The organism is Cellulosimicrobium protaetiae (assembly GCF_009708005.2).
Taxonomy (GTDB): domain Bacteria; phylum Actinomycetota; class Actinomycetes; order Actinomycetales; family Cellulomonadaceae; genus Cellulosimicrobium; species Cellulosimicrobium protaetiae.
This window is the reverse complement of the sequence record NZ_CP052757.1, coordinates 118525-135346: the sequence shown is the minus strand read 5'-3', so window position 1 is coordinate 135346 and position 16822 is coordinate 118525. Positions and strand designations below refer to the sequence as shown.

The window sequence follows — 16822 nt, the reverse complement described above, 5'->3', positions numbered from 1 at the left end:
TGGCCGTCGACTGGCCCAGACGTCACGCGAGGCCGAGGGACTGCTTCCACTCCAGGGGGAGGAGCGCGTACCCGACGAACGCGACGACGTCGAGCAGGGTGTGGGCGATCACGAGCGGCATGACGCGGTGCCGTCCCCAGCGGGACGTGTAGAACCACGAGAAGACGACGCCCATGACGACGTTCCCGACGAACGGGCCGAACCCCTGGTACAGGTGGTACGACCCGCGCAGCAGCGAGCTCCACACGACGAACTTCACGCGACCCCAGCCGAGGTCGCGCGTGCGCTCGAAGAGGTACCCGACCGCGATGACCTCTTCCAGCAGCCCGTTCTGCAGGGCCGCGAGGATCAGCACGGGAACGGTCCACCACGCGGCGTTGAGCGCCGACGCCTGCACCTCGACCGTGATGCCCAGGACGCGCCCGAGCGCGTAGAACCCGAGCCCGGGGATGCCGATCGCCGCGGCGAGCGCGAAGCCCCAGCCGACGTCGCGCAGCGGCCGGGCGCCGTCGAGACCGATCGCGCGGACCGCGGACCTGCCCCGTGCGCTGAGCAGGTACAGCGCGAGCGCGACGGGCAGCACCGCGAAGAAGATGCCCACGAGCTGGTATGTGAGGTCGAGGTACGGGCGCGCGGACCGGCTGACGTTGAGGCTCGCGGACTGCTCGCCGAGCGGGGTCCCGGCGGTGAGGCGCGCGACGATGTTGATGATCGCGTAGACGGCCGACTTGCCGAGGCTCAGGCCGAGGACGATCCAGATCTCCGCGCCGATGCGGCGTCGTGCCGCCCGGTCCGGGCGCGCGCGGGCGACGGCGTCCGGGGTGGTCGTGGCCGTCGTCGTCCCCTGTCCGGGAGCAGGCTCGGGCGGGGTAGCGGGGAGGGGATCGGTCCGGTCGCGCACCGTCCGGTTATAGCACCGCTCGCGGGGAGCGATCCGGACGCTGCCTGGATGCGCGCTGTCCGCCGACCATGCGGTCGTGCGCGGTCGAGCACGACCTGGGGGTCGCCATCCGGCTCAGAACGTCCCTCACGTCGTGCTCGGCGGGGTCAGGGTTGGCGCGGGCGGCCCGGGCGGCGGGGCGGGCGGACGTCGCGGGGGAGGCGGCCGGCGTCGTCGAGCGCGCGGCGCAGCAGCATCTCGATCTGCGCGTTGACGCTGCGCAGGTCGTCGCCGGCCCAGCGGGTGAGCGCGTCGTGGACGGCGGGGTCGAGGCGCAGGAGCACCGACTTGCGCTGCGGTCGGCGCGCCCGGGCGCCGCCGTCGTCCGCGTCCGCAGCGTCCGCGGTCGCTCGGGCGTCCGTCGCTCGCGCGTCCGTCGCGCCGACCTCGGGGTCGCCGCCCTTGGGCACGCCGCTGCCCGACGACGGCTGCTCGCCGTCGCCGGGCACGGCCGGGGTGCGAGGGGTCACTGGTAGAGCGACCCCGTGTTGACGACGGGCGTCACGCGGCTGTCGCCGCACAGCACGACGAGGAGGTTGGAGACCATGGTCGCGCGGCGCTCGTCGTCGAGCGTGACGATGTCCTCGGCCTCGAGGCGCGAGAGCGCGTCCTCGACCATGGACACGGCTCCCTCGACGATGCGCGACCGCGCCGCGATGATCGCCCCGGCCTGCTGGCGCTGGAGCATCGCCTGGGCGATCTCGGGCGCGTAGGCGAGGTTGGAGATGCGGGCCTCGATGACCTCGACGCCAGCAACGACCACGCGCGCCGCGACCTCCGTGGCGATCTCCGCCGACACGACCTCGGTGGCCCCGCGAAGCGACTGCTCGCCGGCCTCGGCGTCGTAGGGGTGCGACATCGCGACGTGGCGCAGCGCCGACTCCGCCTGGACGCGGACGAAGTCGGTGTAGTCCTCGACGGCGAAGCTCGCCTTCGCGGTGTCCGCGACCTGCCAGACGACGATCGCGGCGATGTTGATCGGGTTGCCGTCGGCGTCGTTGACCTTGAGCTCGCTCGTCTCGAAGTTGCGCACGCGGACCGACACGCGCTTGCGCGTCGAGAACGGCACCGTCGCGACGAGCCCGGTGCGCCGGATGGTCCCGAGGTACCGGCCGAAGAACTGGACGACGAGCGTCTGCCCGGGGTTGATGACCTTGACCATCGTGAGCAGGAAGAACCCCAGCAGGACCGCGACGACGCCCAGCACGACACCGCCCGGGGTGCCGGTCGCGAACAGGGGGACCGACGCGGCGAAGGCGGTGAGGAGGAGCAGGATCACGAGGCCGCCCCCGCCTGCGCCGAGCGACCAGGCGGGCTGCTCGGTGACGTCGACGCGCGTGCCGTCGTGGCCGACGGGACGGCCGGTCGGCTCACCGCCGACGGACTCCTGCGGGGGTGCTGCGCTCTCGGTCACGGGGGCCGTCCTCTCGTGCGGCCGTCGGCCGCCTGCGATGATGTATAGCAAAGTGATATCACATTAATCGCGGCCCGTCGACCACGACCCTGCTCGCTGTCGAGCACGACAGGGGGTCGACATCGGCCGGATGGCGGCCCTCGTGTCGTGCTCGGCGAGCGGGGGTGGGGGGTGGGTGGGCAAGAGGGGGTTGTGCGATCGGCGGCGGCGTGGAATCCTACAAACAGGTTTGCAGCGCAAAGTAGTTTCCAGAATCCAGAAGGGGACATCATGACCACGGACCACGGCGACGGCTCCCGTGACGGGACAGCCGAGCAGGACGGTCCCGACGAGCCCGCGCTCGACGTCGCCGAGACGCTCCGCCTCATCCGCGAGCAGCAGGACCGCGCGCGGGACGCGACCGAGCCCGACGCCCGGCTGCTCTTCCTCGCGTGGGGCATCGCCTGGCTCGTCGGCTACCTGTGCCTGTGGACGAGCGCCGTGCACGGCAGCGCCGGTACCGGGAGCATGGCGGGCGCACAGCCCGAGCCGTGGGCGTTCTGGGTCTTCTTCAGCCTGATCGCCGCGGCCATCGCCTTCACGATCGTCCACACCGTGACGCGGACGGTCGGCACCCGCGGGGTCAGCGCCCGGCAGGGCACGCTGTACGGCTGGTCGTGGACCCTCGGGTTCGTCTCCTACGGCTTCATCCTCGGCGGCCTCGCGCGCGCCGGGGCGTCGGAGGAGGTCATCGCGCTCGCGAGCAACGCGCTGGCGTGCGTCGTCGTCGGCCTGCTGTACCTCGGTGGCGGTGTCGCGTTCTGCGAGAACCGGCTCTACGTCGTCGGCGTCTGGATCCTGCTCGTGGCCGGGGTCGCGACGATCGCCGGTCTCCCGCTCACCTACCTCGTCATGGGCGCGCTCGGCGGCGGTGGCTTCCTCACCATGGCCGTGGTCGAGCACGTCCTCAAGGTCCGACGGCGGCGCCTCGCCGCCGGGGGCGTGACCGCTCCGGCGGTGGGGGAGAGGGCCGCCGATGCCTGAGACCGAGCTCGACCCCGTCATCCACGCACCCGCACGACTGCGCGTGGTCGCGACGCTCGCCACCCTCCCCACCGGGGACGAGCTGTCCTTCCCCAAGCTGCAGAAGCTCCTCGACATGACCGCCGGGAACCTCTCGACCCACCTGCGCAAGCTCGAGGACGCCGGCTACGTGACCGTCACCAAGACTCACGAGGGCCGCACGCCGGCCACCTATCTCACCCTCACCGCCCGCGGTCGCGGAGCGTTCGAGGACTACACGACCGCCCTGAACAGCCTCCTGAAGGGAGCCGCAGGATGAGCACCGACCACGCACCCCGCACCGGGGTCTCCCGGGCCACCCGGCCCGACCCCGCGCCGTCGGGCACCGACCCCGCCCGACCGGTCGTCGTCGCCGACCACGTGACCCGCCGCTTCGGCGAGGTCGTCGCGCTCGACGACGTGTCCCTGACAGTGGGGGCGGGCGAGCTCGTCGGCCTGCTCGGCCCGAACGGGGCCGGGAAGTCGACGCTGCTCTCCCTGATCAGCGGTCAGCGCAAGCCCGACGCCGGGACGGTCCGCCTGTTCGGGGGCGACCCGCGCGACGCGCGCAGCCGGGTGTCGCTCGGCATCACCCCCCAGGAGACCGGGCTGCCGGCGACGCTCAAGGTGCGGGAGGTCGTCGACTTCGTCGGCGGCCACTACCCGGACCCCGTCCCGACGGCGGAGCTGCTGGAGCAGTTCGGCCTCACCGAGCTTGCGGGTCGCCAGACCGGCGCGATGTCCGGCGGGCAGAAGCGGCGCCTCGCCGTGGCGCTGTCCCTCGTGGGCCGCCCGCGCGTCGTCCTGCTCGACGAGCCGACGACCGGCCTCGACGTGAGCGCCCGCCAGGCCCTGTGGGACGCGATCCGCGCGTACCACGCGGACGGCGGCACGGTCCTCCTGACCAGCCACTACCTGGAGGAGGTGCAGGCGCTCGCGCAGCGGGTCGTCGTCATCGACCAGGGCGTGGTCAAGGCCGACGACTCGCTCGACGCGATCCTGCGCCGCGTGTCGCTGCGCCGCGTCGTCGTCGGGTCGACGGCCGACCTCGCCGACCGGCCCGGCGTCGTGCGGTCCGACCGTCTCGGCGACGGCCGCCAGGAGCTGTACACGCCCGACGCCGACGCGCTCGTCCGGGAGCTCGTCACCTCGGGCGTCGACTTCCACGACCTCGAGATCCGGGGCGCGAGCCTCGAGGAGGCGTTCGAGCAGATGGTCGCGCGCGACGCGGCCCCGACGACGGAGGCACGGTCACGATGACCACCACGACCACCCGGGGCGCCGCGCCCGCCGCGGCGCTGCCCGGCCCCCTGCACCTCACCTGGCTGCACCTCAAGTACCAGTTCCTCGAGACGGTGCGCGTACCGATCGCGGTGCTGGGCAACCTGCTGTTCCCCGCGCTCGCGATGTTCTTCTTCGTCGTGCCGCAGGAGGCGACCGCGGGCAACCCCGTGTACGCGACGATGGCTGTCGCGTCGCTCGGACTCTTCGCGATCTGCTCCGCGAGCCTGTTCACGTACGGGCTCGGCGTCGCGGAGGACCGGCAGCTCCCGTTCGACCCGTTCGTCCGCTCGCTCCCCGCGGGCCCGACGCCGCGCATGGCGGCGCGCGTGCTCAACGGCGGCATCTTCTCGCTGTTCGGCCTCGTGCCGCTCATCCTCATCGGCTGGCTGTTCACGTCGGCGACGGTGACGTGGAGCCAGCTCCTCGCGGGCGTCGGGACGGTCCTGCTCGTGTCCGTGCCGTTCGTGCTGCTCGGCATGGCGATCGGGTACTCGCTGTCCGCGAAGGCCGCGCTGCCGGTCGTGCAGGTGATCCTCTTCCCGCTCGCGTTCGCCGGCGGCCTGTTCCTCCCGCCGTTCCTCTTCCCGCCGTGGCTGGACGCGATCTCGATGGCCACGCCGACGCGCGCCGGCCGTGACCTGCTCGTCCAGGCGCTCACGGGCGAGCCCGCCTACGCGGGCGCATGGTTCGTCCTCCTCGGCTGGACGGCGCTGTTCGCCGCCCTGGCGGTCGGCGCCTACCGCCGCGACGAGGGCCGCCGCTTCCGCTGACCCATCCCGCCCCCCCGCGCCCCCCGCCAGGCGCCGAGCACGACATGAGGGTCGATATCCCCGGGATATCGACCCTCATGTCGTGCTCGGCGCCGGGTGGGGGTCGGTGGGCGGCCAGGGGGCAGGGGGCGGGGGTTAGGCGGCGCGGCGCAGGCGCAGCGAGTTGCCGACGACGAGGACCGAGCTCGCGGCCATCGCCGCACCGGCGATCATCGGGTTGAGCAGGCCCGCCGCCGCGAGCGGGATCGCCGCGACGTTGTACGCGAACGCCCAGAACAGGTTCTGCTTGACGATCCGCAGCGTCCGGCGCGAGAGCCGGATCGCCGTCGCCGCGCTGCGCAGGTCGCCCCGCACGAGAGTGAGGTCGCTCGCCTCGATCGCGACGTCCGTCCCCGTACCCATCGCGAGCCCGAGGTCCGCCGTCGCGAGCGCGGCGGCGTCGTTCACGCCGTCCCCGACCATCGCGACGACGCGGCCCTCGCGCTGGAGCCGCGCGACGACGTCGACCTTCTGGTCGGGGAGCACGCGCGCGACGACGTCCGCCTCCGCGATCCCGACGGCGCGTGCGGCCTCGCGGGCCGCGCCCTCGCCGTCGCCCGTGAGCAGGTACGGCCGCAGGCCCAGGTCCTTGAGCTCCTGCACCGCCTCGGCCGAGGTGGGCTTCACCGGGTCGCGCAGCACGAGCACCCCGCGGGCCCGGCCGTCCCACGCGACCACGACGGCGCTCGCCCCCGTCGCCTCGGCGGCGCCGAACGCCTCGTCGAGCGCGGGGTCGCTCGCGACGCCCTCGCGGGCGAGCCACGACGGCTGCCCGACGAGCACGCGCCGCGCGGTGAGCCCGCCGCCGTCGGCCAGCGAGAGGCCGGAGTGCGCCGTGCGGACGACGGCCTCGACCCCGCCGCCCGGCGCGCTGCGGAAGTCGAACGTCTGCAGCGAGCCGATCGCGACGCCGTCGGCTCCCACGCCTGTCCCGGCGCCGACGGTCCGGGGCGGCACCGTGCTCGCCGCGTCCCCCGTGTCGGAGCCGGACGGCGCCGAGGCGGTCCTCGGCGTCGCCAGCTCGCGCGCTGCCGCGGTGATCGCGCGTGCGATCGGGTGCTCGCTCAGCGCCTCGACCGCGCCCGCGTGCCGCAGAGCGTCGCGCGCGTCCTCGACCTCCTGGCCCGACCTGTCAGCACCGCGTCGCGCCGGGGCGCGACCATCTGCCGACAGGTCGTCGAGCGGCACGCGGCCCGACGGCGTCACGACCGCCTCGACCGCCATCGCGCCCTGGGTGACGGTGCCGGTCTTGTCGAGCACGACCGTGTCCACGCGCCGCGTCGACTCGAGGATCTCCGGCCCCTTGATGAGGACGCCGAGCTGCGCGCCGCGCCCCGTGCCGACCAGCAGGGCCGTCGGCGTGGCCAGGCCCAGGGCGCACGGGCACGCGATGATGAGCACCGCGACGGCGGCCGTGAACGCGAACTGCGTGCCTGCGCCGGCGAGCAGCCAGCCGACGAGCGTCGCGACCGCGAGCACCAGCACGATCGGCACGAACACGGCCGAGATGCGGTCCGCGAGTCGCTGCACCGGCGCCTTGCCCGTCTGCGCCTGCGTGACGAGCCGCCCGATCTGCGCGAGCGTCGTCTCCTCTCCCACGCGCGTCGCCCGGACCAGCAGCGCACCCGCCGCGTTGACCGTCGCGCCCGTCACGTCGTCGCCCGGGCCGACGTCCACCGGCACCGGCTCGCCCGTGAGCAGCGACGTGTCGACCGCGCTCGACCCCTCCAGCACCACGCCGTCCGTCGCGACCTTCTCGCCCGGCCGCACGACGAACACGTCCCCGACGGCGAGCTCCGCGACCGGCACGCGCTCGGTGACCCGCGCGCCGTCAGGCCCCGTGAGGGGAGAGCCGTCCGGCCGGAGCGCGACACGTTCCGCGTCCTTCGCGCCCAGCTCCAGGAGCGAGCGCAGCGCGTCGCCGGCCCGTCGCTTCGACCGGTGCTCCGCGTACCGGCCGGCCAGCAGGAACGTCGTGACGACGGCGGCGACCTCGAAGTAGAGCTCGGGCGGGCCCATATGGTCGCGCGAGGGGATCAACGTCGGCTGCATCTGCATGCCGATCTCGCCCGCACCGCCGAGCAGCAGGGCCCACAGCGACCAGAGCGTCGCCGCGACCACCCCGAGCGACACGAGCGTGTCCATCGTCGACGCGCCGTGCCGCGCGGCCCGGAACGCCGCCGTGTGGAACGGCCACGCCGCCCACGTCACGACCGGCAGCGCCAGCGCCGCGACGACCCACTGCCAGCCCGCGAACTGCAGCGCCGGGATCATCGACAGCGCGACGACGGGCACGGTGAGGACGGCCGCGACGCGCAGGCGCTGCAGCAGCACGGCCCCCCGGTCCGTCGAGGTCGAACCTCGGTCCGGCGAGAGAGAACCCCGGTTGCGCGAGAGAGAACTCTGGTTGCGCGAGGTAGAACGCTGGTCGGGTCCGGCGGCGGGGGCGGCGTCGGTGCTCGGGCTGGCCGCGCCGTCGCCGTGGTCGTTCGGCCGGGGGGTCTCGAGCGCGGCTTCTACGCCCTCCGCATCCGACGCCGCCCCCACCGCCTCCGCGGCCGTCTCGCCCCCGTCTGCCGAGGTAGAACCGTGGTTGACCGAGGTAGAACCCTGGTCGGCCGAGGGAGAACCGTGGTTCGGGGTGCGGCGGGTGGTGACGTGGGCGGTGTAGCCGGCCTTCTCGACGGCGGCGACGAGGTCGGCGTCGGCGACGTCGGACGCGAGGACGACGTGCGCGCTCTCGAGCGGGAGGTTGACGGTGGCGGTGACGCCGTCGACGCGGTTGAGCCGCTTCTCGACGCGCGCGACGCACGACGCGCAGGTCATGCCCTCGATCGCGAGGTCGACCTCGGCGAACGGTCGACCGTCGACGACGCCGCCGGGCGGGGCGGTCGGGGCCGGTGCGGGTGTGGGCTGGGCGGTCATCAGGGTGACTCCTCGACGGGTGCTCGGGTGGAGGTCACCGGCGGCGGTCCGGGGTGGCGGACGTCGCGGCGGGGGCGCCCGGTCGGTGCGGGCGGGCGCGGCGCGGAGGGCCCGGGTCGCGGTGGCGACGGTCGGCGGGCGGTCCGCGGGGTGGTGCGACCTGTCAGCGGCTGCTCGCGCTCGACGGCGGCGAGCCGCTGACAGGTCGCGAACCGGGTCAGGAGACGGGCGGGACCTGGAGGTCGTAGGTCTTGGTCGCGGGGGTGGCGTCGCCGCTCGGGGCGGTGCCGCAGCCGCAGGCGCAGTTGTGCGCCTCCTGCTTCTCGGCCGCCTGCTCGGCGTACTGGGCTGCCAGCGCGTCCTCCTGGACCTCGAGCGACGCGACCTCGTAGCCGGCCTCGTCGACGGCCTCGCGCAGCGCTGCCTCGTCCAGGGGGTCGTCGGAGAAGACGGTGACCTCGGACGCGCCGCCGACGCGCAGCTCGACGCTCACGTTCTCGACGCCGGCTACGGCCTCGAGGTCCTTGGTGACGTGCGCGACGCAGTTGCCGCAGGTCATGCCGGTGACGCCCAGGGTGGTGACGGTGCTCATGGTGCTCCTCGGGTGATGGGTGGGTCAGCTGCGGACGAGGCGGGCGATGGCGTCGGCGGCCTCCTTGACCTTGGCCGCGCCCTCCTCCTCGGACTGGCGGGCCGCGTCGACGACGCAGTGGCCCAGGTGGTCCTCGACGAGGCCGATGCTCACGGCCTGCAGCGCCTTGGTGACGGCCGAGACCTGCGTGAGGATGTCGATGCAGTAGACGTCCTCGTCGATCATGCGAGCGATGCCGCGCACCTGGCCCTCGATGCGGCGCATCCGCTTGAGGTACGCGTCCTTGTCGGACGCGTAGCCGTGCGGGCCCGCGTGCTCGTGCTCGACGGCGGGCGCCTCGGTGGTGTCGGTCATGGTGTCCTCCTCGTCCCGGCGCGGGGTCGCGCCCACCGCGGCGGTCGCTCGTCGCGATACCCCGCCAGGGTACCTCAAGCATACCCCCAGTGGGTATATTCCGGTCAAGCCGGCCGCCGACGTCGCCTCCCGCCACGGCAGGGGCATGACACCTGTCACGCCCGCACCGTGACGGCTCCACCCGACCCGGTGACGGGGTGCACTGCCCCGACCGCAGGTCCGCCGCGAGGCTAGGAGCACCACGACACGAGAGGCACACCATGACCGACATCGTCACCGGGCTCCAGGAGCTCACCCAGAGTCTTCCGCCCCTGCTGCGCTGGGTCGGGGTGCTGCTCGCCGGCGCCGTCCCCTACGTCGAGGCGGAGGGTGCGGCGGTCCTGGGCGTCGTCGCCGGCGTCAACCCGGTGGTCGCGATCCTCGCCGGGATCGTGGGCAACGCGATCGCCCTCGCCGTCGTGATCTGGCTCATCGGTGCCGCGAGGTCCGGTGTCACGCGACACCGCGTCGCGGAGAAGAGCCCCAAGCGGCAGCGCATGCGGCGCGTGTTCGACCGGTACGGCGTGCCCGGCGTGAGCCTCCTCGGGCCGCTCCTGCTGCCGAGCCACGTCACCGCCGCCGCGATGGTCGGGTTCGGCGCGCCCCGGTCCCGCGTGTTCGTCTGGGGCGTCATCGCGGTCTCCCTCTGGGCGATCGTGCTGGGCGTCGTCGTCCACCTCGGCGTGAGCGCGGCCGTCGCCTGACGTGGCCCGCCACCGCGCCGACGGAGGCTCGTCGGGCGGCCGGATCACGGTGCTGTCACAGCACCATCACGATTCGGTCCTCGGCGCGCGAGGCAGGGGACGCACACCTAACCTCCCAAGCATGGGCGGGGGAACCGGAGCACGACGGGCGGTCCGCGCGGCAGCGGCCACGCTCGCGCTGGCGGGCGGGGCCGTGGTCGCGGCGCCGCCCGCCGGCGCGTGCGCGTGCGGCGGGCTCGTCGACGGACCCGCCTACGACACCTCGGTCTCGCAGGAGGCGGCGGTGCTCCAGTGGGACGGGACGACCGAGACGATGCTGATCGAGCTCGACGCCCTGTCGAACGCGCCGGAGGTCGGTCTGATCCTGCCCACGCCGGCACCGGCCGAGGTCGCGCTCGCCGACCCCCAGGTCTTCCGTGAGCTCGACGACCTCACGCAGCCGCGCGCCGTCGCCACGGACCACCGGTGGTGGCCCGAGCTGGGATTCGGCACCGCCGGCAGCGACGGCGCCGGCGCTCCGGCGGGCGTCGCGGTCCTCGACGAGGTCCGGCTCGGGCCGCTCGACGTCACGACCCTCGGCGCGACCGACCCCGCCGCCCTCGGCGCCTGGCTCACGGAGCGGGGGTTCCAGCTCCCCGAGGAGATCCAGACCGCGCTCGCCCCGTACGTCGCCGAGGGGTGGTCCTTCGTCGCGGCCCGGCTCGCGCCCGAGGAGGCCACCGCGTTCGACGGGACGCTGCAGCCCCTGCGGGTGACGTTCCCGAGCGGCTCGCTCGTCTACCCGATGCGCATGTCCGCCGTCGCCGACGAGACGCAGAGCACGCGCACGTACGTCCTCGCCGACCACCGCGTCGACCGCGTCGACGCCACCGCCGAGGCGCAGGAGCCGACCGTGCGGTTCGCCGGCCGGGTCGACCCGGGGTCGGTGTCGTCCGACGAGCTCGCGGCGCTCCTCGCGTCCGGCAGCTTCGTCACGTCGCACGAGCAGGTCTTCACCGAGCCGGGGACGCAGATCGTCTCCGACTTCACGTTCTCGCCGGCCGCGGCCGACGTCGCCTACACGCCGACGGTCGCCGTCGTCGCCGACAAGCGGATCGGCCCCTTCTTCGCCGGACCGGTCCTCGCGTTCGCGGGCGTGCTGGCGCTCGCCGTCCTCGTGATCTGGTCGGGCCGACGCCGGCGCGCGCCCGCTCCGGCCCTCGCGCCGCGTCCGGCGCGCGCCTGACCCGGTCGGCCCGAGCGGGCGAAACGCGCGCTTCGCCGCGACACGCAGGATTTCCGGGTGTTCCATGGAGGCGAAGCGGGAGGCGTCACCGGCCCAGGCCGTCGGGGCGCCGGCCCGTCACCTCGGCACGGGGAGTGACCATGACGACGCAGGACCCGATCCTCACCGCCTTCTCCAGCACCGCGAAGCAGGTCTGGTACTGGCCAGTGCTCCGCGGCGTCCTCGCGATCCTGTTCGGCGTGGTCGCGCTGTCGTGGCCGGACAAGACCGCGGCCGTCGTCATCTGGGTGATCGGTGTCTTCGCGGTCGTGGACGGGCTCGTCGAGATCATCGAGGGCATCCGGCGACGCGGCACGGGCAGCGGCACCGCGTTCCTCGTGACCATGGGCGTCCTCAGCCTGGCCGTCGGTATCGTGCTGCTCGTCTGGCCGGGCAAGACCGCGATCGTCCTCACGTGGATCGTCGGGTTCTGGGCCGTGGTCTACGGGTTGTTCCAGACCGTCGCGAGCCTCGACCTGCGCAAGATCCCCGGCAGCGGGTGGGGCTGGGGCGTGTTCGCCGGAGTCCTCGGCCTCGTCTTCGGTCTGCTCGTGCTGTTCAACGTCAACGCCGGGCTGGTCTCGATCGTGTGGCTGCTCGCGCTCTTCGCGATCGTCTGGGGCGTCATGCTCATCGCCTTCGGCTTCCAGATCCGCTCGCTCGGCAAGCAGGCAGGCCGCGCCACGACGTACTGAGGCCCACCACCGACCGGGGTGGGCGACTCGTCAGTCGGGGGTCGCCTTGGCCGCGGCTCGGGCCGCCGCGGGGAAGGCGTCGAGGATGCGCGTCACCGCGGCGTCGTCGTGGGCCGCGGAGACGAACCACGCCTCGAACACCGACGGCGGGAGGCTGACGCCCGCGTCGAGCATCGCGTGGAAGAACGCGCGGTACCGGAACGTCTCCTGCGCCTGGGCCTGCGCGTAGTCGCGCACGCCGGCGCTCGCCGCGAGGTCGCCGAAGAACACCGAGAAGAGCGACCCTGCGCGCTGCACGCGGTGCGGGAGGCCCGCGGCGTCGAGCGCCGCGCCCACGGCCGACGACAGCACTCCCGCGACCTCGTCGACGCGCGCGTAGACCGCGTCGTCGGCGAGGCGGAGCGTCGCGAGACCCGCCGCGACCGCGACCGGGTTCCCGGACAGCGTGCCCGCCTGGTACACCGGGCCGAGCGGCGCGAGCTGGTCCATGACGGTCGCCGGGCCGCCGACCGCGGCGACCGGCATCCCGCCGCCGACGACCTTGCCGAAGGTGAACAGGTCCGGCGTGTACCCGTCCGCGCCCTGGCCGCGCAGGGCCGCGTTCTCGAGGCCCCACCAGCCGCTCGGCCCGACGCGGAAGCCCGTGAGCACCTCGTCGAGGACGAGCAGCGCGCCGTGCGCCGCGGTGATGCGGCGCAGGCCCTCGTTGAAGCCCTCCGCGGGCGGGACGACGCCCATGTTGGCGGGCGACGCCTCCGTGATGACGGCCGCGATCTCGGAGCCGCGCTCCGCGAACGCCGCCTCGACGGCGGCGAGGTCGTTGTACGGGAGCACGAGTGTCTCGGCCGCCGTCGCCTCGGTGACCCCGGCCGAGCCGGGCAGGGCGAGCGTCGCGACGCCGGAGCCCGCCTCCGCGAGCAGCGCGTCGACGTGCCCGTGGTAGCAGCCCGCGAACTTCACGACGACGTCCCGCCCGGTCACGCCGCGCGCCAGCCGGATCGCGGTCATGGTCGCCTCGGTGCCGGTCGACACGAGGCGCACGCGCTCCGCGGCGGGCACCCGACGGCGGATCTCCTCCGCGAGCTCGACCTCGCCGAGCGTCGGCGCGCCGAACGACAGCCCGCGCGCGGCGGCCTCCTGGACCGCCGCGACGACGTCGGGGTGCGCGTGCCCGAGCAGCGCCGGGCCCCACGAGCACACGAGGTCGACGTACTCGCGCCCTGCGACGTCGGTGACGTACGGGCCGCGGGCCGAGGCCAGGAACCGCGGGTCGCCGCCGACGGACCCGTAGGCGCGGACCGGCGAGCTCACCCCGCCCGGCAGCACGGCCTGCGCGCGCACGAACGCGGCGTGGTTGTCCGCCCCGCCCGCGCCCGGGGCGCCGAAGAGCGCCGCGTTCTCCGCCTGCACGGCCTCCGCCGTCCCGAAGCCTCCGGTGTCCGTCATGCCCGCGTCCTTCCGTCGTTCTCGTCCAGCCAGCCCGCGAGCTCCGTCGCCCAGTAGGTGAGGATCACGTCCGCGCCGGCGCGCTTGATGCCCAGCACCGACTCCGTGACCGCCGCGCGCCGGTCGATCCAGCCGTTCGCCGCGGCGGCCTCGATCATCGCGTACTCGCCCGACACCTGGTACGCCGCCACCGGCACCGACGACATCTCCGCGACCGCCGCCAGCACGTCCAGGTACGACCCCGCGGGCTTCACCATGACCATGTCAGCGCCCTCCGCGAGGTCGAGGTCCGCCTCGCGCAGGCCCTCGCGGGCGTTGCCCGCGTCCATCTGGTACGTCCGGCGGTCACCCTGGAGCGCCGAGTCCACGGCCTCGCGGAACGGGCCGTAGAACGCGCTCGCGTACTTCGCGGAGTAGGCGAGGATGCCCACGTCGTCGAACCCGGCGGCGTCGAGCGCCTCGCGGATCACGCCGACGTGGCCGTCCATCATGCCCGACGGCGCCACGACGTCCGTGCCCGCCCTCGCCTGGGCGACGGCCATGGACGCATAGCGGTCGAGCGTCGCGTCGTTGTCGACGACGATCGCCCCGTCACGTCCCGTGGTCAGCACGCCGCAGTGCCCGTGGTCGGTGAACTCGTCGAGGCACGTGTCGGCCATGACGACCGGCCCGCCGCCGGCGTGCTCCCTCGCGGCCTCGACAGCGACCCGGATCCCGCGCTGGAGGATGCCGTCCTCCGCGTCCGCCTGCGTCCCCGTGGCGTCGCGCTCGGCGGGGATGCCGAACAGCATGACGCCACCGACCCCGGCGCGTGCGGCGTCGCGCACCGCGTCCGCGAGCGTCGCCTCCGTGTGCTGCACGACGCCCGGCATCGACGAGATCGGGCGCGGCGCGTCCAGGCCCTCCTTGACGAACAGCGGCAGCACGAGGTCCGACGCGTGCACGCGCGTCTCGGACACGAGCCGCCGCACGCGCGGGCTCGTGCGCAGGCGGCGCGGCCGGTGGTGGCCGACGGGAAGCGGGTGGGTCACGAGGGATCTCCTTCGTCGGTCGCGGCAGCGTCGGTCGGGTCGATGGTCGGGAGAGCGGCCGGGGCGCCCGACAGGACGGTGGTCAGTGCGGCGGCGAGCGCGGAGTCCGTGGGCCGCTCGGCCACCGCGTCGAGCCGCAGCCCGACGTCGCGCGCCGCGCGGGCGGTCGGGTCGCCGATCGCGACTCCCGCGACGTCGTCGCGCGACCCGAGCTGCTCCGCGATCTCGCGCGCGACGCTCCCCGAGGTCAGCACGACGGCGTCCACGTCACCCGCGCGCCAGGCCGCGACGACCTCGGGGTCGAGGGTGTGCGTGACGGTGCGGTAGACGGTGACGACGTGCGGGACGTACCCGAGGTCGTGCAGGCCGTCGTGCATCGTCGGAGCCGCGAGGTCCCCCTGCGGGAGCAGGACCCCGGCCCTCCCTCGCGCGGGAGAACCCTGGCCTGCCGAGACAGAACCCCGGTCCGCCGAGGGAGAACCCTGGTCCGCCGGGGCGAGCGTGGCGAAGGCGGCGACGAGGCCCCGGGCCGAGTTCTCGGTCGGCTCGAGGTCCACGTGGATGCCGACGACTTCGAGGGCGCGGCGGGTCGCGGGGCCGACGGCGGCCCAGCGGGACCGGCGGGCGGCGTCGCCCAGGTCGACGCCCTGGCGGGCGGCGGCGGCGAGGAGCTCGTCGATCGCGTTGACGCTCGTCACGACGACCCAGGAGAAGTCGCCGTGCGCGAGGCGGGCGACGGCGCCGTCCACAGGCGCGGTGTCCTCGACCCGGGCGCGCTCGATCGCGGGGCTGACGAGGACGCGCGCCCCGGCGTCGCGGAGCGTCGCGGCGAGCCCGGCGGCGCGCTCGGGCGATCGGGGGACGAGGACCGTCCGGCCGGCGAGCGGGCTGCCCGCGACCTCCGGGGGCGGCACCGGTCCGGCGGGCTCGGCCTCGCCTCGCGGGGTCGCCCGGGCCGGCGGCGGAGGGACGACGGGCGCGGGGCCGCGCGACGGGTCGCGCAGGGGTCCCGGGGTCATCGGGTCTCGCCGCGGTAGCCGCCGTCGCGGAGCTGCTGTCGAGCGGCCTCGACCGCCCGTTCGGACGAGGGGGCCGCGTCGGTGGGCGTGACGTCCCCGGCGGCCGGGCCGGACGGGGACCCGGTCGCGAGGCCGCCGGTCTCGCGCAACGGGGCGAGGCGTGCGGCGCCGTCGGCGAGGAGCGCGTCGGCGACGCGCGCGCCCAGGTCGCGGGCGACGTCGTCCCGTCCCGACCGTGCAGCGGCCGACGGGGCGTTCCCGCCGGGGAGCGCGGCGCGCGCCGAGTGCGTGAGCTGTTCCGCGCCGTCGACGCGTGCCACGACCGCCGTCAGCACGATCTCGTCCTCCTCGACCACGGCGTGCGCGCCGACGGGGGCGGCGCAGCCGGCCTCGAGCCGTGCGAGGAGCGAGCGCTCGGCGAGGACGGCGAGGCGGGTCGGCTCGTGGTCGAGGTCGCGCAGGGCGCGCGCGAGCACGGGGTCGTCGAGCGACGACGTCCGCACCTCCACCGCGAGGGCGCCCTGCCCGGCGGCGGGCGCCATGATCGCGGTGTCGACCACCTCGGACACGGCGTCGAGCCGGCCGAGCCGCGCGAGCCCGGCGTAGGCGAGCACGACGGCGTCGAGGTCCGCGTCGGGGCCGAGCGCGCGGGCGAGGCGTGTGTCGACGTTGCCGCGGATGTCGACGACGTCGAGGTCGGGCCGGACGGAGCGGAGCTGCGCGGCCCGGCGGGGCGACCCGGTGCCCACGCGGGCCCCGCGCGGGAGCGTCGCGATGGTGAGGCCGCCGCGCGCGCAGAGGACGTCGCGCGGGTTCTCGCGCTCGGGCGTGACGATCGTCAGGCCGGGCGCGTGCCCGGTCGGGAGGTCCTTGAGGGAGTGGACGGCGACGTCGCACCGCTCGTCGAGCAGCGCCTCGCGCAGCGCGGTGACGAAGACGCCGGTGCCGCCCATCTGGGCGAGCGACCCGGTGAGGACGTCGCCGTCGGTGCGGATGCGCACGATCTCGATCTCCCGGCCGGTCAGCTCCTCGAGGCGTCGGGCGACGTGGCCGGTCTGGGTGGTCGCGAGGGCGCTGCCGCGCGTGCCCACACGGAGGGGAGGGGTACCTGCAGGGCTCACGGTCCCAGTCTCTCCCCACTTCGGCGGTCCACGGAAATGCGCACGTCACGACGGCGGAAATGTCCGGGGGAGTGACGCGGTCCTGACGCCCGGTCAGGAACGTGCCGACAATGTGTCAGGTCAATTCGCCCGCAATTGCCCTCG

The 16822-nt window shown here is 74.6% G+C and carries 17 protein-coding genes; 7 read left to right on the top strand and 10 right to left on the bottom strand.

From position 1 onward, the window contains the following. Nucleotides 1-22: 22 nt before the first annotated feature. The 3 genes from FIC82_RS00585 to FIC82_RS00575 all read right to left on the bottom strand — a co-directional run bounded on the left by FIC82_RS00585 (nt 23) and on the right by FIC82_RS00575 (nt 2354). Entirely contained in the window at nt 23-901 is an 879-nt protein-coding gene (locus FIC82_RS00585; protein ID WP_168731357.1) for a CPBP family intramembrane glutamic endopeptidase, read from the bottom strand. Nucleotides 902-1047: 146 nt separating this feature from the next. Continuing rightward, nucleotides 1048-1410, bottom strand: a complete 363-nt coding sequence (locus FIC82_RS00580) for a type II toxin-antitoxin system antitoxin (RefSeq protein ID WP_154797154.1) — start codon at nt 1408-1410, stop codon at nt 1048-1050. Further along, entirely contained in the window at nt 1407-2354 is a 948-nt protein-coding gene (locus FIC82_RS00575; protein ID WP_168731356.1) for an SPFH domain-containing protein, read from the bottom strand. The genes FIC82_RS00580 and FIC82_RS00575 overlap by 4 nt, the downstream gene beginning before the upstream one ends. A 270-nt stretch (nt 2355-2624) precedes the next feature. Between FIC82_RS00575 and FIC82_RS00570 the strand changes: the two genes are divergently transcribed. Genes FIC82_RS00570 through FIC82_RS00555 form a run of 4 tightly spaced genes read left to right on the top strand, consistent with a single transcriptional unit; the run spans nt 2625 to nt 5449 of the window. Further along, nucleotides 2625-3377, top strand: a complete 753-nt coding sequence (locus tag FIC82_RS00570; RefSeq protein WP_216609950.1) for a hypothetical protein — start codon at nt 2625-2627, stop codon at nt 3375-3377. Continuing rightward, the gene (locus FIC82_RS00565; RefSeq protein WP_154797152.1) at nt 3370-3675 is read left to right on the top strand and encodes a transcriptional regulator; all 306 of its coding nucleotides are present in this window, start codon (nt 3370-3372) and stop codon (nt 3673-3675) included. Before FIC82_RS00570 ends, FIC82_RS00565 begins: the two co-directional genes overlap by 8 nt. Further along, on the top strand, nt 3672-4655 hold the full coding sequence (locus FIC82_RS00560) for an ABC transporter ATP-binding protein (protein WP_154797151.1): 984 nt from the start codon (nt 3672-3674) through the stop codon (nt 4653-4655). Before FIC82_RS00565 ends, FIC82_RS00560 begins: the two co-directional genes overlap by 4 nt. Beyond that, nucleotides 4652-5449 (top strand): ABC transporter permease, encoded by a 798-nt coding sequence (locus tag FIC82_RS00555; protein ID WP_154797150.1) that lies wholly within the window; start codon nt 4652-4654, stop codon nt 5447-5449. The genes FIC82_RS00560 and FIC82_RS00555 overlap by 4 nt, the downstream gene beginning before the upstream one ends. A 135-nt stretch (nt 5450-5584) precedes the next feature. Here FIC82_RS00555 and FIC82_RS00550 read toward each other — a convergent pair whose 3' ends face one another. From FIC82_RS00550 to FIC82_RS00540, 3 genes are all read right to left on the bottom strand, one after another. Further along, entirely contained in the window at nt 5585-8413 is a 2829-nt protein-coding gene (locus FIC82_RS00550; RefSeq protein WP_256390404.1) for a heavy metal translocating P-type ATPase, read from the bottom strand. Between the two features lie 217 nt (nt 8414-8630). Continuing rightward, complete coding sequence (locus FIC82_RS00545) at nt 8631-9005, bottom strand: heavy-metal-associated domain-containing protein (RefSeq protein WP_154797149.1); 375 nt, start codon at nt 9003-9005, stop codon at nt 8631-8633. Between the two features lie 24 nt (nt 9006-9029). Further along, on the bottom strand, nt 9030-9359 hold the full coding sequence (locus FIC82_RS00540; protein WP_154797148.1) for a metal-sensitive transcriptional regulator: 330 nt from the start codon (nt 9357-9359) through the stop codon (nt 9030-9032). A gap of 260 nt (nt 9360-9619) precedes the next feature. Here FIC82_RS00540 and FIC82_RS00535 point away from each other — a divergent pair, with 260 nt between their 5' ends. From FIC82_RS00535 to FIC82_RS00525, 3 genes are all read left to right on the top strand, one after another. Next, nucleotides 9620-10102 carry a hypothetical protein gene (locus FIC82_RS00535; protein WP_154797147.1) on the top strand — a complete coding sequence of 161 codons (483 nt, stop codon included), beginning with the start codon at nt 9620-9622 and terminating at the stop codon, nt 10100-10102. A gap of 121 nt (nt 10103-10223) precedes the next feature. After that, complete coding sequence (locus tag FIC82_RS00530; RefSeq protein ID WP_154797146.1) at nt 10224-11327, top strand: DUF2330 domain-containing protein; 1104 nt, start codon at nt 10224-10226, stop codon at nt 11325-11327. A 140-nt stretch (nt 11328-11467) separates the two neighbouring features. Beyond that, entirely contained in the window at nt 11468-12061 is a 594-nt protein-coding gene (locus FIC82_RS00525; RefSeq protein WP_154797145.1) for an HdeD family acid-resistance protein, read from the top strand. 30 nt (nt 12062-12091) lie between these two features. On the opposite strand, the gene hemL is transcribed toward FIC82_RS00525, so the two are convergent. Genes hemL through hemC form a run of 4 tightly spaced genes read right to left on the bottom strand, consistent with a single transcriptional unit; the run spans nt 12092 to nt 16678 of the window. Then, a complete protein-coding gene (gene hemL, locus FIC82_RS00520; RefSeq protein WP_154797144.1) occupies nt 12092-13507 on the bottom strand; it encodes a glutamate-1-semialdehyde 2,1-aminomutase in 1416 nt (471 codons plus the stop codon). Beyond that, nucleotides 13504-14538 carry a porphobilinogen synthase gene (gene hemB / locus FIC82_RS00515; protein ID WP_168731355.1) on the bottom strand — a complete coding sequence of 345 codons (1035 nt, stop codon included), beginning with the start codon at nt 14536-14538 and terminating at the stop codon, nt 13504-13506. Before hemB ends, hemL begins: the two co-directional genes overlap by 4 nt. Then, nucleotides 14535-15557: a uroporphyrinogen-III synthase gene (locus FIC82_RS00510; protein ID WP_154797143.1), complete on the bottom strand. Its 1023-nt coding sequence runs from the start codon at nt 15555-15557 to the stop codon at nt 14535-14537. Before FIC82_RS00510 ends, hemB begins: the two co-directional genes overlap by 4 nt. Next, the gene (hemC, locus tag FIC82_RS00505; protein WP_168731354.1) at nt 15554-16678 is read right to left on the bottom strand and encodes a hydroxymethylbilane synthase; all 1125 of its coding nucleotides are present in this window, start codon (nt 16676-16678) and stop codon (nt 15554-15556) included. The genes FIC82_RS00510 and hemC overlap by 4 nt, the downstream gene beginning before the upstream one ends. Nucleotides 16679-16822 lie beyond the last annotated feature (144 nt).

Coding starts and splice junctions, on each gene's coding strand:
- FIC82_RS00570 (WP_216609950.1), top strand. CDS start 2,625: ATGACCACGGACCACGGCGACGGCTCCCGTGACGGGACAGCCGAGCAG.
- FIC82_RS00565 (WP_154797152.1), top strand. CDS start 3,370: ATGCCTGAGACCGAGCTCGACCCCGTCATCCACGCACCCGCACGACTG.
- FIC82_RS00560 (WP_154797151.1), top strand. CDS start 3,672: ATGAGCACCGACCACGCACCCCGCACCGGGGTCTCCCGGGCCACCCGG.
- FIC82_RS00555 (WP_154797150.1), top strand. CDS start 4,652: ATGACCACCACGACCACCCGGGGCGCCGCGCCCGCCGCGGCGCTGCCC.
- FIC82_RS00550 (WP_256390404.1), bottom strand. CDS start 8,413: ATGACCGCCCAGCCCACACCCGCACCGGCCCCGACCGCCCCGCCCGGC.
- FIC82_RS00545 (WP_154797149.1), bottom strand. CDS start 9,005: ATGAGCACCGTCACCACCCTGGGCGTCACCGGCATGACCTGCGGCAAC.
- FIC82_RS00540 (WP_154797148.1), bottom strand. CDS start 9,359: ATGACCGACACCACCGAGGCGCCCGCCGTCGAGCACGAGCACGCGGGC.
- FIC82_RS00535 (WP_154797147.1), top strand. CDS start 9,620: ATGACCGACATCGTCACCGGGCTCCAGGAGCTCACCCAGAGTCTTCCG.
- FIC82_RS00530 (WP_154797146.1), top strand. CDS start 10,224: ATGGGCGGGGGAACCGGAGCACGACGGGCGGTCCGCGCGGCAGCGGCC.
- FIC82_RS00525 (WP_154797145.1), top strand. CDS start 11,468: ATGACGACGCAGGACCCGATCCTCACCGCCTTCTCCAGCACCGCGAAG.
- hemL (WP_154797144.1), bottom strand. CDS start 13,507: ATGACGGACACCGGAGGCTTCGGGACGGCGGAGGCCGTGCAGGCGGAG.
- FIC82_RS00510 (WP_154797143.1), bottom strand. CDS start 15,557: ATGACCCCGGGACCCCTGCGCGACCCGTCGCGCGGCCCCGCGCCCGTC.